At 47.4% G+C, this 17,198-nt stretch carries 17 protein-coding genes; 13 read left to right on the top strand and 4 right to left on the bottom strand.

The features are described from left to right. The 5 genes from hflK to ACLR2L_RS11700 form a co-directional block, all read left to right on the top strand. Positions 1 to 870, top strand: an 870-nt coding sequence (gene hflK / locus ACLR2L_RS11720; protein WP_413368415.1) for an FtsH protease activity modulator HflK, incomplete at its 5' end; no start/stop codon positions are given. A 6-nt stretch (positions 871 to 876) separates the two neighbouring features. Continuing rightward, positions 877 to 1,764 (top strand): protease modulator HflC, encoded by an 888-nt coding sequence (gene hflC / locus ACLR2L_RS11715; RefSeq protein ID WP_140960995.1) that lies wholly within the window; start codon positions 877 to 879, stop codon positions 1,762 to 1,764. A 271-nt stretch (positions 1,765 to 2,035) separates the two neighbouring features. Continuing rightward, a complete protein-coding gene (locus tag ACLR2L_RS11710) occupies positions 2,036 to 3,631 on the top strand; it encodes an AbgT family transporter (protein ID WP_413368414.1) in 1,596 nt (531 codons plus the stop codon). A 68-nt stretch (positions 3,632 to 3,699) separates the two neighbouring features. After that, positions 3,700 to 4,779: a ferrochelatase gene (gene hemH / locus ACLR2L_RS11705; RefSeq protein WP_413368413.1), complete on the top strand. Its 1,080-nt coding sequence runs from the start codon at positions 3,700 to 3,702 to the stop codon at positions 4,777 to 4,779. Beyond that, the gene (locus ACLR2L_RS11700; protein WP_413368411.1) at positions 4,776 to 5,195 is read left to right on the top strand and encodes a DUF4112 domain-containing protein; all 420 of its coding nucleotides are present in this window, start codon (positions 4,776 to 4,778) and stop codon (positions 5,193 to 5,195) included. Before hemH ends, ACLR2L_RS11700 begins: the two co-directional genes overlap by 4 nt. 4 nt (positions 5,196 to 5,199) lie before the next feature. Here the strand turns inward: ACLR2L_RS11700 and ACLR2L_RS11695 are convergent, their stop codons facing one another. Beyond that, entirely contained in the window at positions 5,200 to 6,660 is a 1,461-nt protein-coding gene (locus ACLR2L_RS11695; RefSeq protein WP_413368410.1) for a GGDEF domain-containing protein, read from the bottom strand. Between the two features lie 263 nt (positions 6,661 to 6,923). Between ACLR2L_RS11695 and ubiG the strand changes: the two genes are divergently transcribed. The 6 genes from ubiG (at position 6,924) to ACLR2L_RS11665 (ending at position 12,389) form a co-directional block, all read left to right on the top strand. Then, positions 6,924 to 7,694 (top strand): bifunctional 2-polyprenyl-6-hydroxyphenol methylase/3-demethylubiquinol 3-O-methyltransferase UbiG, encoded by a 771-nt coding sequence (gene ubiG / locus ACLR2L_RS11690; RefSeq protein WP_413368409.1) that lies wholly within the window; start codon positions 6,924 to 6,926, stop codon positions 7,692 to 7,694. A gap of 57 nt (positions 7,695 to 7,751) precedes the next feature. Then, positions 7,752 to 8,366: a glutathione S-transferase family protein gene (locus ACLR2L_RS11685; RefSeq protein ID WP_413368408.1), complete on the top strand. Its 615-nt coding sequence runs from the start codon at positions 7,752 to 7,754 to the stop codon at positions 8,364 to 8,366. Positions 8,367 to 8,763: 397 nt separating this feature from the next. After that, complete coding sequence (locus ACLR2L_RS11680; RefSeq protein ID WP_413368407.1) at positions 8,764 to 9,696, top strand: lipase family alpha/beta hydrolase; 933 nt, start codon at positions 8,764 to 8,766, stop codon at positions 9,694 to 9,696. A gap of 1 nt (position 9,697) precedes the next feature. Further along, positions 9,698 to 10,657 carry a lipase secretion chaperone gene (locus tag ACLR2L_RS11675; RefSeq protein ID WP_413368406.1) on the top strand — a complete coding sequence of 320 codons (960 nt, stop codon included), beginning with the start codon at positions 9,698 to 9,700 and terminating at the stop codon, positions 10,655 to 10,657. 144 nt (positions 10,658 to 10,801) lie between these two features. Next, positions 10,802 to 11,095: a hypothetical protein gene (locus tag ACLR2L_RS11670; protein WP_413368405.1), complete on the top strand. Its 294-nt coding sequence runs from the start codon at positions 10,802 to 10,804 to the stop codon at positions 11,093 to 11,095. Positions 11,096 to 11,264: 169 nt separating this feature from the next. Further along, positions 11,265 to 12,389 (top strand): serine hydrolase domain-containing protein, encoded by a 1,125-nt coding sequence (locus tag ACLR2L_RS11665; protein ID WP_413368404.1) that lies wholly within the window; start codon positions 11,265 to 11,267, stop codon positions 12,387 to 12,389. Positions 12,390 to 12,505: 116 nt separating this feature from the next. Here ACLR2L_RS11665 and ACLR2L_RS11660 read toward each other — a convergent pair whose 3' ends face one another. From ACLR2L_RS11660 to ACLR2L_RS11650, 3 genes are all read right to left on the bottom strand, one after another. Further along, entirely contained in the window at positions 12,506 to 14,083 is a 1,578-nt protein-coding gene (locus tag ACLR2L_RS11660) for a cisplatin damage response ATP-dependent DNA ligase (RefSeq protein WP_413368403.1), read from the bottom strand. Positions 14,084 to 14,085: 2 nt separating this feature from the next. Next, positions 14,086 to 15,108, bottom strand: coding sequence for a ligase-associated DNA damage response exonuclease (locus tag ACLR2L_RS11655; RefSeq protein WP_413368402.1), 1,023 nt, complete (start codon positions 15,106 to 15,108; stop codon positions 14,086 to 14,088). 77 nt (positions 15,109 to 15,185) lie between these two features. Further along, positions 15,186 to 15,509: a hypothetical protein gene (locus ACLR2L_RS11650; RefSeq protein ID WP_413368401.1), complete on the bottom strand. Its 324-nt coding sequence runs from the start codon at positions 15,507 to 15,509 to the stop codon at positions 15,186 to 15,188. Between the two features lie 200 nt (positions 15,510 to 15,709). Between ACLR2L_RS11650 and ACLR2L_RS11645 the strand changes: the two genes are divergently transcribed. Beyond that, positions 15,710 to 16,612 carry a hypothetical protein gene (locus tag ACLR2L_RS11645; protein WP_413368400.1) on the top strand — a complete coding sequence of 301 codons (903 nt, stop codon included), beginning with the start codon at positions 15,710 to 15,712 and terminating at the stop codon, positions 16,610 to 16,612. Between the two features lie 95 nt (positions 16,613 to 16,707). Then, positions 16,708 to 17,198, top strand: a 491-nt coding sequence (locus ACLR2L_RS11640; protein ID WP_413368399.1) for a DEAD/DEAH box helicase, incomplete at its 3' end; no start/stop codon positions are given.

The raw sequence follows: 17,198 nt of genomic DNA, 5'->3' as shown, positions 1-17,198 counted from the left end.
TGGAAGCCAACTTTTATCGACTCAGTTATTCCGGTTGACGTGCAATCAATTCGCTACGAATCGTCTTCAGGCTCCATGCTTACCGAAGATGAAAACGTAGTTAGCGTGCAAATGGAAGTACAGTATCGGGTAGTTGACCCGTACCGTTGGACGTTTGCCGTTACCAATCCTGAAATGAGTTTAAGTCAGGCGTTAGACAGTGCTATTCGTTACGTGGTTGGACATTCAGCCATGGACGATGTGCTAACTGATGGCCGCGAAGTAACTCGTCAGCGCGTGTGGGAAGAATTGGAAGCCATTCTTGCTCCCTACAATGTTGGCGTTGCTATTATCGATATGAACTTTAAGGATGCCCGCCCACCTGAAGAAGTAAAAGATGCGTTCGATGACGCTATTTCTGCACAGGAAGATGAGCAGCGCTTTATTCGTGAAGCCGAAGCATATGCCCGGGAAATCGAGCCACGTGCTCGTGGTCAGGTTAATCGTATGAACGAAGAAGCTCAGGCTTATAAAGAACGTGTAATCCTGGAAGCCCAGGGTGAAGTGGCCCGATTCAGCGAGTTACTGCCCCAGTTTGAAAAAGCGCCTGAAGTTACCCGTCAGCGTATTTATCTAGAAACAATGGAACAGGTTTTCTCTAACACCAGCAAAATCATGGTCGACAGTGGCGAAGGTGGGAACAACATTATGTACCTGCCATTGGACAAAATCATGGAAGGCCAGAACTCAGGTAGCGCAACCATCAACCGTATGCGCAACACCCTTGAAGGTCTTCAGAACGTGAACAGCGCCAATAACAGTGGCTCTCGCGTAACGCAACCGACGACTTCGTCTGGCTTGCGCAGTGACAGCGGGCGTGGTGGGAGATAACGACTAATGAAAAATTTATTTATCGCGTTATTAATTACGCTTGTTGTATTAGGCTCAGGTTCACTGTTTGTGGTGAAAGAAGGTGAGCGTGCCATTGTAATTCAGTTTGGTAAAGTTCAGCGTGATACCGCAACTGGGCAAACTAAGGTATTTGAACCGGGTTTGCACTTTAAATTGCCATTCATTGACACCGTGCGTTCACTGGATGCACGTATTCAAACGCTGGACGGTGCACCGGATCGCTTTGTTACCTCTGAGAAAAAAGACCTTATTGTTAACTCATACGTGAAATGGCGTATTAAGGACTTTGCCCGTTATTATCTGTCTACTAATGGTGGCAATAAACTGCAGGCTGAGGCGTTGTTAAAGCAGAAAGTAAACAACGGTTTAAGAACAGAGTTTGGTAGCCGTACTATTTCGCAAATTGTGTCTGGTGAGCGTACCGAGCTAATGGAACGCGCTATGGAACAAACTGCAACCTCTTCTGACGAGTTGGGTATTGAAATTGTTGACGTTCGCGTTAAGCAAATTAACCTGCCTACCGAAGTCAGTAACTCTATTTTCCAGCGTATGCGTGCTGAGCGAGCCGGTGTGGCGCGTGAGCATCGCTCTCAAGGTCAGGAACAGGCTGAAGTAATTAAAGCTAACATCGAAGCAAAAGTAACGGTTATGTTGGCTGATGCCGAGCGTAATGCCCGTCAGTTGCGCGGTGAAGGCGATGCAACCGCAGCGCAAATCTATGCTGAAGTTTACTCTAAAAACCCTGAGTTCTATGGTTTCCTGCGTAGTATGGATGCTTACCGGGCAAGCTTTAACAGCAAGGACGATGTGTTAGTGGTAGAACCTGACAGTGATTTCTTCCGTTATATGAAGTCACGTACAGGCGGCAAATAACCGCAACGCATACTAATGCAAATACAAAAAGCCGATGCACTGCATCGGCTTTTTTCGTTAGGCTTAATAGAAACACAGCGATAAGCTTTCTACTATACCAATACCGGTTGTCACGTTCTTTAACATACCGCTAACTGCCGCAAATACTGCTGATTCGCTGCCCAAATACCGCGAAATGAGGTAAACTTCGCGTTAAAAATAGCCTGGTAATAATCGCTATCCGCCAGGACATAAAAGCAACATCATAATAATAAACGACAGAGGATATGTTTTGAGTGTAGAAAACATCACTAAACCGACAGAATCGACGCCGCAAAAAGGCCTCTTTTCACGGTTTCTCACCACTGTAGAGTGGCTTGGAAACCTTCTGCCGCATCCGGTTACGCTATTTGCATTGCTCGCACTGGGGATTGTTATTCTCAGCGGTATTTTGGGTTATTTTGAGGTTTCAGTCGTTGATCCACGACCGGAAGGGGCTAAAGGCCGTTCACCGGATGGCATGATTCCCGTGATTTCACTATTGAGCGCCGAAGGCTTACAACGCATTGTTACTGGCCTGGTCACCAATTTTACTGGGTTTGCGCCGTTAGGCACGGTACTGGTTGCCCTGTTGGGGGTATCGGTAGCTGAGCATTCCGGATTGCTGTCTACCGCCATGCGCGCACTGGTAATGAATGCATCCAAACGCATGGTAACCTTTGCCATTGTGTTTGCCGGCATCATCTCCAATACCGCATCAGAATTGGGCTATGTGGTACTCATTCCCCTTGCAGCCATGATCTTTCATGCGCTGGGGCGTCATCCACTGGCCGGACTGGCTGCGGCATTTGCCGGTGTCTCGGCGGGCTACAGTGCCAATTTGTTACTCGGAACGGTGGACCCGCTGTTGTCGGGGATTACTGAAGCGGCTGCCCGTATGATCGATCCGGATTATGTTGTCGGCCCTGAGGTAAACTGGTATTTCATGTTTATTAGTACCTTTTTAATTGCAGCGATGGGTACGCTTGTTACTGAGAAGGTGGTAGAGCCCCGATTAGGCCAGTACGACAGCAACGAGGCATCTGTTGTGCTGGACAAGCAAAAAATGGAAGCGCCCTCAGACGTTGAAATCCGTGCCCTCAAATGGGCGGGTGTGGCGTTTTTCAGTGTTTGTGCTGTACTGGCGCTAACGGTGATACCTGACAATGGCATATTGCGACACCCCAACACCGGAGAGGTGGCTGGCTCGCCCTTCCTGAAGGGCATTGTGGCGTTTATCTTTATCAGTTTTGCAATACCTGGTTTTGTTTACGGACGCCTTGCCGGTACCATGAAAAACGATCGCGACATCATTAATGCGATGTCTAAAAGCATGGGATCTATGGGGTTATATATCACCTTGGTATTCTTTGCCGCGCAGTTTGTCGCGTTCTTCAACTGGACCAATCTGGGCACGGTAATGGCAGTAGAAGGTGCGGCATTGTTGCAGCAGTTAGGTCTCGACGGCCCCGAAGTGTTCGTGCTGTTTATTTTAATGTGCGGGATAGTAAACTTATCACTGGGTAGCGCTTCAGCTCAATGGGCAGTAACTGCGCCTATTTTTGTACCTATGCTCATGTTGGTGGGATTTGCGCCTGAGGTCATTCAGGCTGCTTACCGGATTGGTGACTCGGTTACCAACGTAATTTCACCAATGATGAGTTATTTTGGTTTAATTATGGCTATGGCAGCTAAATATAAGCGGGATGTAGGTATGGGCACATTAATCGCCATGATGCTGCCTTACAGTATGGTATTTATGATTGGCTGGACCCTGTTGTTTTTCATCTGGGTATTTGTGTTGGGGATGCCGGTTGGTCCGGGTGCCGCGACTTATTATCAGCCGTAGTAGTCTGTTTGGGCGTGCTTTTCGTAGTATGCACACATAGCAAGTTATAAACGCGGAATAGTAACTAAATGAAATTCACTGGAAATACCGGATTTACCCATGGTCAGTCAGATAAAATTGGTGTGTTAATTACCAATTTAGGTACGCCTCAGGCGCCTACTAAAGCCGCGCTTAAGCCCTATCTTAAGGAGTTTTTGTCTGACCCCCGGGTGGTGGAAGTTCCCCGCCTGATATGGTGGTTTATCTTAAACGGTATTATTTTGAATGTGCGTCCAAAGCGTTCCGCAGAAGCCTATGCCTCGGTGTGGTCTGAACACGGCTCACCATTAATGGTGCATACCAAAGCACAGGCCACGGCCCTGGCAGAGGAATGTCGAAAAGCATTCGGTGACAGCGTGGTGGTGGAGTATGCCATGCGTTACGGTGAGCCTTCCGTTAGCAATACTATTGATCGCATGCTGAATGCGGGGGTTCGCAAGTTACTGGTACTGCCTCTTTATCCTCAGTACAGTGCCTCTACAGTTGCGTCAACGTTTGATGCAGTAGCGCATGATTTTGTTAAACGTCGCTGGCTACCGGATTTTCGTTTTATCAGCCATTACCACGATCGTCCTGGCTACATTCAGGCGGTGGCGAATAAGATTCAGCAACATTGGCAGCAACACGGACGGGCAGATAAGTTGATTTTATCTTATCACGGTGTTCCGAAGCGGTATCTGGACAATGGCGATCCGTATCACTGTGAGTGTCACAAAACGTCACGTCTTATCGCTGAGGCACTTGGATTAACAAAGTCCGAGTATATGACTACCTTCCAATCGCGTTTTGGCCGCGAAGAGTGGTTGAAACCCTATACCGATGAAACCCTTAAGGGTTTGCCGTCCGAGGGCGTGACGTCAGTGCAGGTGGTATGCCCAGGCTTTTCTGCCGATTGTCTGGAAACGATTGAGGAAATTGGCGAAGAAAATCGTGAGTACTTTATGGAAGCTGGCGGAGAGCGTTATGAATATATTCCCGCACTTAACAGCGATCCAGCGCATATAAATATGTTGTTTGAACTGGTAAAAGAAAACCTGCATGGCTGGCAGGTTTCAGACAACAATGCACAGCGTGAACAGCTGGCGAGGGAGCTAGGAAGCAAACAATGAACAACACAACGGGAGTTACTGCGCCTACTGAGTTGCTGAAAGCACAAAAGCTGGCTAACCGGCTGGATACTGCGTTTAAGCTCCCGTTTGTGCCTTTTCGCATTGGGTTTGATGCCATTATTGGTTTAATCCCCGGAGTAGGGGATGCAATTATGCTTATCGCTGCGTTGCGTATTGTTTATCTGGGTAAGCAAATGGGGTTACCAACCGGGTTGGTAAAAGTGATGTTGCGCAATGCACTGCTCGATTTTGGCTTAGGTTTTATACCTGTGGTAGGTGACATAGCCGACTTCTTTTACAAGGCAAATCAAGCCAATGTACGCGTGATGGAAAAATACTGGGTAAGCCAGAACAAGGCCGCTATCGATGCCAATGCTCAGGCTGCATTGGCAAACTGGGCTGCCAGACAATCGTAACGAATTAACTTTGTTGTTTGGCGGTACGGAAAAAATGACGGCTTCGGTGTGCCTTCCTGGACTTGGAATAATCGGAATGTGGCGCTTCGAATCGCCCGGAAACACAGTTTCTGCCTGCGCGTTTAGATTCGTATAACGCTTCATCAGCGCGTTTGAAGGCTTTCTCAGTTAACCCATTCACCACATTAGAGCAACCTATCGATACTGTTACTGACAGAGTTTCCGAATGCGAGTCGTTAAATAGCGGCATGCTGAGTGCTTCAATGGCATGTTGAAGAGTGTTGGCGGCAATGATTACACCTTCGGGCTCCGTATGCGGCAGCAATATGGCAAATTCCTCACCGCCATAGCGGCATACTGAATCGGTATCCCTTACCAGTCGGCGAAGATGCCAGGCCACGTGCTGAATAACCTTATCTCCTATGTCATGGCCATAGCGGTCATTTACCTGCTTAAAATGATCAATGTCTACCAGCATTAGACCCATTCCACCACCGACTCTGCGTTGATGTGCAAGTTGTTGGTCAATGATCTGTTTAAATCCCCGACGATTCAATAATTGGGTGAGTTCATCGTAGAGCGCCACCGCTCGTAGTTTCTTTTCCTGTTTGCGTCGAGTGCGGTCGGTTTGCTCGAATACACTCGCCCCGGTCATAAGCACCACGAACAGGAACCAACAAACAGCGATCATATAGCTTCCGAATAAACTGCTCACCTGCGCATTGGCTAAAGAGCGAAACACCAGGTAGCCGGTGCCAAAGAAGAATGCCCCACCCACAATACATTGTATCCGGACTATCTGACCTCCCAGATGAGGGGAGAGTGCCGCGCGAACTGTTCCTCTGTTTGCTGAAATCCCCAGCACCGAAGCGGCAAGGAAAAAGCTAAGGGTTACCGTAAACAATGACATATCCTGATAAAGAGCCGGAGTGTGATAGGCATAACCTATTAGAGCCATGGTAGCGATGCATAGCGACATTAATGCGAGGGCCTGGCAAAGTATGTGATGTCTGCGCTTGCGGGCCCATATTGAAAACAGCATACAACCTATCACAACGAAACTATTGCCCGACAAACGGTTAGAGGGCTGAAGATTAAAAATGTCTGCCAGGTGTTTAGACGATGACAAAGACAGAAATGGCTGATCAGGCGATGTTGCATTAAACATGAATAGTGATGCCAATATTGAAGCGACAATAAATTGCAAGCCTAAGGAAACAGACCGGTGCGTAAACTGAAAGAGCAAGGCCATCGCCAGCAGCAGGAATAATAATGCGGTGAGCGGATGCGTAGACGGACCATCCTGAACCGGACGATATAAATACTCAATATCCAGAAGATGCCCTGCCAAAACACAGCATGCCAAGGATATAACCAGATACGTAAGCTGCATGCCTGTTTTCTTTGCGACCACAATCAATGAACGAGGTGGCTCAGTGTGCAAATCGATAAATTGCAGGTTCATTGGTGTGTTCCTTTCGCAAATCACTAAAACAAAACGTAGTGTGCAAATCATTAAATTTCAACTTTAGTATAAAATTATTGCTGGCATCTCTTTCATAGTGATCACATTTGATTCGGCGAGGGTAACAACAGACAATGCTTAATCACCGTCGATCAATTAATTGAGATGAGCATAAATACAGTCTGCTTTACACAAATCTTCATCATCAGACTCAGGCTGTACTATACTTCATGCCCATAAAGTGGTGTCTTTGGAATTGTCGGATGTTAGACAAAAGTCAGCTAAGTCAACCAATTAAAGAAAATACTTCGGCTAAGGAATTGGCCCGTTTTAATAAATTGGCCAGGGAATGGTGGGACCCTAACGGCAAGTTTAAAACCGCATTGGCGTTTAATGCTACCCGTTCTGCCTATATGGTCAGGCATCTGGCGTATTGTCATAATCGCGATCCACAAAGTCCTCAGTGTCTGCGAGATTTAACCGTACTGGATGTCGGCTGTGGTGGGGGGCTTATCAGTGAAGCGCTGGCCAAAGAAGGTGCCGAGGTAACGGGTATTGATGCCAGTGCAGTGAGTATAGAAGTTGCCAGGTTACATGCGTCGCAATCCGGGCTCACGATTCGTTATCTTCATCAACTGAGCGATCAGCAAATCGCCGACGGTAATCAATACGATGTTGTGATCAACGCAGAAGTAGTGGAGCACGTGCCAGATCAACCCGCATTAATTAAGCAATGCGCCCAGTTGGTTAACCCCAAAGGGACATTAGTACTGGCTACGTTAAACAGGACCTGGTTGTCCTGGTTAATTGCAATTTTGGGGGCGGAATACGTAATGCGCTATTTGCCTGTTGGCACCCATGACTGGAAAAAATTTGTCCAACCTGAAGAATTAGCCGATTGGGTGAAGTCGGACAGGTTTGAACCGGTTTACGAAACCGGCATGAAATTAAATCCGTTTTCCGGTCGGTGGCGACTGTGCCCGTCGATGAGAGTGAACTATATCCAGCTTTATAAGCGTTACTTTAATGATTAATCTGTTAGTAAATCAGATTAACAGGCCTTAGGCTGTCAGATAACAGGGAGTCAAACTATGTCATACATCATTTACGATTCGTCCCGGGCGCCGAATCCGCGCAGGGTACGCATTTTTCTGGCGGAAAAAGGCATCGCGGCGAACTACGTGCAACTCGACATCCAAAAAGGGGAAAACCGCACACCCCAGATGCTGGCTAAGAATCCGATGGGAAAGTTACCCATTCTTGAATTGGCTGATGGCACCTGTATTAGTGAAACCGACGCGATTTGTACCTACATAGAAGCCATGCATCCCGAACCGCCGTTAATGGGAACGACACCGCTGGAAAAGGGCATTATAGGCATGTGGCAGCGGCGTGTTGATCAGAGCTTAATGTTACCGGTTACCCAATGTTTTCAGCATTCTACCGGTTATTTCAAAGACCGTATGACCCCTGTGCCTGCTTTTGGAGAACAAGCTGGTAAAGATGTGGTCGCATTTCTGGATATCCTTGACGCTCGTTTGGGCGAGAGTGACTACATTGCCGGAGACTCATTCTCTATTGCCGATATCATTGCACTATGTGCGATTGATTTTGCTCGCGTAGTTAAAATTAGAATGACCGAGTATCAGGAAAATCTGAAGCGATGGCATCAACAGGTAAGCGCAAGAGCCAGCGCGTCAGCTTGAGTTAAATACCCACAATTTTCCAGTCTGGTTTCAAAAGCCGGGTGCCCATTCCTTATAAAGAGACATCATTTATACCGATGTCTCGACGTATTTATTATCTCAAATGTATTTCTGCTATCTATGATGTGCATTCATATTGTGAATGAGTCGGCTTATGAACCTGACTACCTGCAGGTTTCGCGATTAATGCGCTAATTTATAAGGAAAATTCAAGAAATACTACGAGTCTTGCCGCTATCGTGTAGCAAAAATGGCATGTCCCAAAAGTAATATTTCACTTGAAAGTTGAAAAAATTAATGGAATGTTAACAAAATAATAACAATGGTTAGACCTCTGATGAGATCCTAACGACAGAATATTAATGACAACTGAAAATATACAAGACAGGACTCACACATGAAAAAAGCACTCTATTTCGCTTGTTTGGCATGGTTGTTTAACGCTGCTGTACCTGCCTACGCGGCCCCTGATACCTCAACCAAATATCCGATTGTGCTTGTGCACGGCTTGTTTGGATTTGATGACGCCCTGGGCGTTGATTACTTTTACAAAGTACCCAACAAACTGACACGCTACGGCGCGAAGGTATATACCGCTACAGTGTCACCTGCAAATTCCAGTGAAGTACGAGGCGAGCAGTTGTTGGCCTATGTGCAGGAGGTATTAGCTCATTCAGGCGCTGAAAAGGTTAACCTGATTGGTCACAGTCATGGTGGTCCAACTATCCGATACGTCGCCAGTGTTGCGCCCGAGCTGGTTGCATCAGCCACCTCGGTTGCAGGTGTGAATCAGGGCAGTAAGGTGGCGGATATTGTTCGGGCAGGTTTGACTGAAGACTCTCCTCAGGAAGGCGTTGCCGCCACAGTATTTAATGCTTTTGCTAGTGTGATTGAGCTGGTCACGGGATCCGACCCGCGAGCGTTGCCAACAGACAGCGTAGCCGCACTGGACTCACTTACCACAGAAGGCGCTGCAAAGTTTAACGCTCGCTATCCAGAGGGCATGCCAAGCGGTTACTGTACAAATGACGGTGATATGCTGGCCGAGAATGGCGTTTACTATTTTTCATGGAGTGGTGGTAAAACGCTGACTAATGCACTGGATGTAAGCGACTCGTTTATGGTGTTAACCGGCTTAGCGTTTGATGAAACCAACGACGGCTTGGTGTCCAGTTGCAGTTCACAGTTAGGGTACGTTATTAATGACCGCTATCGCATGAATCACCTGGACGAAGTCAATCAGGTCTTTGGTATTCATCACTGGTTTGAAACCGATCCGGTACAGGTGTTTGTAGAACAGGCACAGCGCCTGAAGTCACTGGGCCTGTAACGTGCGAAAGAGCGTAATACTGATTGCGCTTTTAGTGCTGGTGGTGGGGTTAAAACTCACCACCACGTCAAGGCAACAACAACTCGAAAACGATGTTGAAAGGGCAACATCGGGAAACAATCTGGAGCCAACCGAATTGGTTGTTTCAGATGACACCACGCAACCTCACCATTCAATTAACCCTGTTCCCCCCGAGCGCCTGTTTACATTGCATGCGGGGCTAAAGGACGAGTTTGACGCCTTCATTTTTGAACGCGAAGGGCTCAGGCCAGACGCTATTCTGGCTGAATACCGCGAAAACAGAACTCAACAAGGGTACGACGGCGAACAGCTCGTCGCTTACATGGATTTGTTCACACGGTACGTGGAATACAAAGTGGCTTTGCTGGCTCTCGAACCAGAAGATGGCCTTGCTACACCGGACCTGGAAGCGATTACTGCAAGAATGGACGCGCTAACACAGATGCGCTACAACTACTTTTCGGAACCGGAGTATGAATGTCTGTTTGCCGAAGACGTTGCGTTTGATCTGGCTGCTTTTGAGCGCCTGAGAATATCTCAGGATCCTTATTATTCCGAAGCGCAAAAAGCGGCGCTTATTGAGCAGCAGTTGGCTGCGCTGCCCGAATCTCAAAAGCAAGGTTTTACAGACTCTATGGAAGTCAAAGCGTTGCGTGAACTCGCCATCCAGTATGAAGGTGAAGCTTTGTATAACGCCGCATCGGCAGAGTTCGGCGCCGAGGTGGCAGCTCGCCTGCAGGCAACAACGGAGAAACGTCAGGCTTGGCAGAAAAAGGTAAAGAGTTACAAGCAGTGGCACAATGCATTGCAACAAGACCAGCAAATGACTGATGCAGAGCAACAACAGGCTATTGAACAATACATGGCAACACATTTCAGTGACGCAGAGAAAAAGCGCTTGCGGGTTTTTCTGGAAAACCCCGACTTACTTGGCATATAACAAGTAAGAATAAGGGGGCTCGGTATTCCCAAACTTCCCAAGTGTGTACAAACGGGTAAAAAGTCCGGCGTATCAGCACTAAAATCCTGAATTAATACCATAAACTCACCGTGATACTGCCTGGTACAGCGTGGAGTGACGGTTTTGTTCAAATACACAGTTCCGACTGGTTTTATTATTTTGCTGTTAGGTGGCTGCGCAACGAATTACGCGCCGCCTTATGAGCGAGATAAAAGCCCCGAAAGCCGAACCGAATACAATGGAATAAAGGGTTTGGCACAAAAGCAAAAAGATCAGAACTACCTCATGTCTTTGACGTTGCAACGTCAATGCGACACTGCGCGCATCGACCTGGCTGTCGCAAAATCAACGGGTGATGAATATGGCGAACAAGCCAGTCAGGCAATGATTCAAAAGACGTGTGTGAGGAACCCCTGAGCGTAAGTCACAATCAGATATCCTGCTTAGATAGCGAATTTGATTTGCAGGAAGTACTTGCTGAAACTGCGCTAAATCATCTTTGCGGCAAGTGGAGTGGAAGAATATTAACGTCTCATGCTGAAACCCTCACTTCTGGGTAAAAAGCAAAGATTTCAAGGAAAGATTGATGTGTTATTCGACCATTTTAAAAAAACTAAAAAGACTACGTCTCTTTGCGATGTTCATAGCTTGCGTTTTCGTTTTGGGATGTTCAAAGCCTGAGATAACTAAGCAGTATAAACAGGTTGAAATAATCAATGAAGAAGTTGCCAGGCTAATTTCGAACACTAAGTTTAGCGCGGTATCCGTAGCATTCGTAACAGAAGGCGTCGTGAGTACATATCATTACGGCGAATTTTCCGATGGCTTAAGTCCATCCGACAATACCCTTTACGACATAGGTTCTATTACCAAAACGCATGTCGGATTAATCTTAGCGCAAGCCGTATCTGATGGACTCATAGAACTCGATGCTCCAATCTCTCGATACCTCGATAGGGTTAATAAAGACGCATTACAATATCAAGGCGTAGAAATCACAGTCAGGCATTTAGCGACACATATCTCCGGGCTTCCAACCGATTTATCGTGCGATGGAATTAATCTCCTGCCAGATGAGCGGCTTAAGTGTTTTATTGCCCACGATGATGAAAACCTAATCAACATATTAAACGGATATACACTTCAAGAGAAACCAGGAAGTAGATATCGTTATTCAAACTCAGGCGTTCGAATCATCGGTATCGTACTGGAAAATCTATACAACGCGCCGATAGAGCAACTTCTTAAGCGCTATGTTTTTAAGTTTACAGGGCAAATCGAGACCTATGCTCACTTTTCTGAAAGTGAACATGCCAGGTGGAGACGAGGAACACATGAAAACGGCCTTCCCACACCAGACGCGTCTGACTACTTTAATGCAGCGGGAGGCCTAAAATCCACAGTGCCAGATATGGGCAGATATCTAAGCTATTATCTCAACAGCGACAATAAGATAGCTGAAAAGGCGCTAACTTTACTTGCTGGAGACGAGGATGGGTTAGGCAGAGCCTATATTTGGAATACGTTTAGATTAGATTCTGAGGGGCAGTATTATCACGGCGGTGGAACTTTCGGCACGTCAGCCTGGATATCCATTTATCCCAAAGAAGGACTAGGTATATTCCTCGTTACACCCTATGTATCTGAAACCGCACAAGAGCAGCTAAATATAGCGGCCAATACAATCATCGAAAAGTATCGTCAGAGGTGAGCTTAACAAGCCCAAGCAGCGGACAAATTTCCGTTAGGCATTTTTGTGTTGGTTTACATCAAACTTCTCAAAGTTGTGTTTCTGTGTTTGGTTCGTAGCGCCTACCAATTCCAGCATCACCGAATCAACCGTTTCACTGCATCCAGGGTATCAGCTTCGCTGGCCGGTTTATCCCAGCGGATGCGGTGAACGCGGGGAAAGCGCAGGGCTACGCCGGATTTGTGGCGGCTTGATGGATGCACTGCGTCGAAGGCCACTTCCAAAACCAGGGCTTTCTCGACTTCACGTACCGGCCCGAATCGCCCGGTTGCGTGTCGCCGTATCCAGTTGTCGAGCTTTTTCAATTCTTCGTCTGTGAAGCCAGAATAGGCTTTGCCAATCGGCAGTAATTTGTCGCCTTCCCACACGCCAAACGTATAGTCGGAGTAAAAGCTTGAACGCTTGCCGTGACCGCGCTGGGCGTACATGACTACCGCATCTGCTAACAGCGCTTCGCGTTTCCATTTAAACCACTGACCAACGGGTCTGCCTGCGGTGTAAGGGCTAGCCAGGCGCTTTAGCATTAAGCCTTCAACGGAAGGATTGTCAGCGGCTTGCCGATACGCTGCTTCAAGCTGCTCTTCATCGTGAATCGCCAACATCGGCGACAGTTGAAAGGTCGGTTGTTGATTGTTGGCTACCCACTTTTCCAGGTACTCACGTCTCACATCGAGGGAATGCCGGGTAACGTCTGATTGCTGGTATTTCAAAATGTCGTAAAGCATGACGCCTGCTGGGTGGGATGCAAGCAATGCCTTGGTGGGTTTCTTGCGGTTGAGTCTCTGTTGCAACGCATTAAAGCTATCGATATTACCGTCTTTCATGATCAGTAATTCACCGTCTACCACGCCATGAAAATGCAGTTGTTCCAACACATCGGGAAAGGCGTGACTGATATCATCGCCGGTGCGGCTGTATATGGCTTTTCCATTGGCATTGCATACCAACTGTACGCGAATACCGTCATATTTGTGCTCAATTTGCCATTCGTCAGGTTGGGCTTTAATAGCCTCAAGGTCATCATCTTGTAACGGGTGCGACAGCATTACCGGGTGAAACGTCACAGCGTTGGATATATCTGGTTTAGGTTGTTTGCCGTCCAGCCATGCAAACAATTCAGCGTAGGGGGGAGAAAGGGCGTGCCACAGTTGTTCGATATCTTCAACAGGTACATTGCCATAAGTCGCCAGGACTTTTTTCACACTGCGTGCCGACATACCGACCCGCAGTCCCCGGGTACCTAATTTGATAAGCGCCCATCGTTGCGGTGGCGTCATAATCGACAGGTAGTCGGCAAGTAGTGCACTGACTTTTTGTTTAGACACCTGTTGGAAGGCTGTTACCAGTTCGTTCAGCGTCGGCAAAGCTGCCGTTTGCTCGGTAGCATCAGGCCATAAGTGCGCTACCGTTTCACTGACTTCGCCCACGTAGTCATAACTCATCGCAAACAGATCCGGGTCAACCCGGCTTAACATGAGTTCTTTTACGGTATGTCGTTTAAAAAACTCAAAGCGCAGCGTGCTGGCCAGCGCAGCAATGGCCCAGCCGCGATCCGGGTCGGGTGTATTCTTTAAGTAAGCCAGTAGCAACCGCTGTTTCTCATTGCTGGGTGTGGTGTAGTAGAGGTTTTCGAGTAATTCACTGAATGCTTGCATGGCTAATCCTGCGTATCGGACTCATAGCCCACCATGCTCAGTGCCTGAGCGGTACGGCCTTGCTGTGTTAACGCATGCAGCAAGGCATCTTCGCGGCCATGGGTGATCCACACTTCTTTAGGGTTCACCTCTTCAATGGTGTCGAGTAGAGCTTGCCAGTCACAGTGGTCCGACACAACCAGCGGTAGTTCAACCTGCCGTTGTTTGGCTCTGGCGCGAATTTGCATCCAGCCTGACGCCATGGCTCGCCTCACATTAGGCAGGGTGCGTGACCAGCGGTCGCTCAATGCAGAAGGCGGTGCCAGCACAATGTTACCAGCCAGTGATTGCTTGTCGTTCACCTCGGCGACGTCAATTAACTCCCCCAGCTCAATGCCCTGGCGTTCATATAAATCACACAGTTTACGCTGTGCACCATGCAGATAAATGGGCGCGGTATAGCCTATCGCCCGCAATTCCAGTATAACTCGTTGACACTTACCCAAGGCATAAACACCAACAAGGTGACAACGTTTCGGAAAAACAGCTAATGAGTCCAGCAGCTTCGACATTTCCTGCTCGATAGAGGGATGCTTAAACACCGGCAGTGCGAAAGTGGCTTCAGTTATGAATACATCACATTGCACGGGTTCAAACGGGAGGCAGGTAGGGTCTGACTGTCGCTTATAATCTCCTGATATCACCACCCGGGTGCCCCGATAGCATAGTAGGATTTGCGCGGAACCCAAAATGTGGCCTGCCGGATAAAACACACAGGTAACTGGGTCGTGCGATGAACCCAACGAAATCTGTTCGCGGTAGTTTACCGCTTGAGTCGACCCAGCCATGTCTTCGCCATAGCGGCTCTGCATAATAGCCAGCGTACTTGCTGTGGCAGTTACCGACTTATGCCCGCTAATGGCATGGTCCGCGTGCGCGTGGGTAATTAATGCGTGTTCTACGGGGTGAAGCGGGTCGATGTAGCAGTTGGCAGGTTCACAATAGAGTCCTTGTCGTTGTTTGTGTAACCACTGTGAAGCATCCAAAGTAAATTCTCTCCCAGTCTGGTGTTATCGTATATACAACGTTTATACGCCTGAGGAGATATTTGGATTGACGCGTATTAGTAACCGCTTTTTACGATGTAATATTCGCCGTTGTACGTAAGTGACACGTGCAACGCTGCGACTTCCTCAGATGTCTTTCTGCCAATTTTCTTAGCACTTTCCAGGCAGGTGTCCCTGGGATACGCCATCCCGTCAGCAAAGGGGGCTTCAAACAACACATTCTGCGCAAAGCGATAGCACTGATTTTCACTGTCAAAATGCAATAAAGTCTGCATCGGGAAATCGCCCTGGGTACGGCCAATGGTAGGCAAACTGTTGTCATTACACGCAATGAGTGTAATGACCAGTAATGGTATCAGGGCGAATCGATGCAGCATCATCAAGAGTTATTCAAATATCGAGGTTTGTTCGAGTTTATCACAACAGACCGTGAGCGTTTAGTTTGAAAAGCACTCTAACTATGCTTCAGAATTTCTCTTAAAATAGCTTGCATACACGCACAACTCGTTTAGTATGAAAAATGTACAGCAGCATAGTACTAAAGTATTATCCTGATAATAACAATAAATAAGGATGTTTTATGACTACATCATCGAACCGACTCTGTGTCATTTCTGTATCTGATTATGAAGCAGGTGAGCAAAAAACCTGGCACGACGAACTGGCGTTGCTGGAGGCACTATCAAACCAGGATATAGAAGAAGGTTTTGATGTGGTGTTGGTAGAAAGTACTCAGGTACAGGACCAGCCGGTCCCCGATCAGCTTTATGCTTTTGTTCCCCATCTTCAAATACTCTACTACGACTCCATTCAGTCAGCAGTGCTGAAAGACTACGGTGTTAGTCAGTGTAAGCATGAATATATAGCGGTACTGGAGTCAGATTGTACACCTACAAATAACTGGCTGCGCGAGTTAATGTCGGGTCTTTTATCCGGAGACTATGCGGCATCAAGTGGTCGAACTTATTATGGTGAATTCAGCAGCTATCGGCGGGTTTGCAATCTGTTGCACCGCGCATGGGACGACCCGGGTAAATCGGGGCCAACCAGTAAAGTGTCGAACAATGGTGCAATCTATCGCCGTGACATTTTAGAAGTATTTCCTTACCCGCATGCCGCGACCCCCTTTCTGTCGGCTGAGTTGCGCAACGATAAAATCAGAGCTGCAGGCCATGTGTTTTATATCGCTCGCGAGGGGGCTATGCAGCATGCTATTGGTGGGCTGGCTTTTTTATGGGATTTACAGCGCAATAAAGGACATCAGTGTATGTCGGTTAGCGCGCACAAAAGCATATCGCTGTTAATGAAAGAAAAGCTAAAGTTGGATTGGTTCCACGCTAAACGTATTGGAAAACAATACTTACGCTGGTACGACTGGCCACTGTTTGTGTTTTTGTCTTTTTATGAAGTAGTGCCGCATCTGATTGGTGCGCGTTATGCCAGAGAAAACTTGCACGCGATCCCTGGGTCGTCGTATAGATAGTAACCGGCGCAGTAAAAGTTAGTTTTTCAATCTGTTGCTAAACCCAAAATCTGTTTTTGGCGTATTAACGAGTTTAATTAAGCTCATTCAACATCATGTCGCTATCGCCTGCTTTTGAAAAATGGTTCAGCCAGCAAGGCTGGACTTTTCGAAGCTACCAATCTGAGATATTCGTTAAGGCGTTAGAGCAACAGTCTGTGTTACTTATTGCTCCTACTGGTGCAGGTAAAACCTTGTCGGGTTTCTTGCCCGTACTTCACCAATTGAGCAATGTTGAAAGTGAGTATTTGCATACGCTTTATATCTCTCCACTTAAAGCACTAACTCACGATATTCATCGAAATCTGCTGAAGCCCATTGAAGATATTGGCCTGCCAATCCGTGTTGAAACCCGTACTGGTGACACCCCCGCACATAAACGGCAACGACAGCGAAAAAAGCCGCCGCATATCCTGTTAACCACGCCGGAATCACTGATGTTAATGCTGTCGTATGCCGATGCGCCGCAGATCTTTGGCAAACTAAAAACGGTGATCATTGATGAAGTACACAGCCTGACGGGCAACAAACGCGGTGATTTTACTGC

This window comes from Alteromonas sp. AMM-1 (assembly GCF_047290655.1).
Lineage (GTDB): Bacteria > Pseudomonadota > Gammaproteobacteria > Enterobacterales > Alteromonadaceae > Alteromonas > Alteromonas mangrovi.
This window is presented reverse-complemented; position numbering and strand designations above follow the sequence as displayed.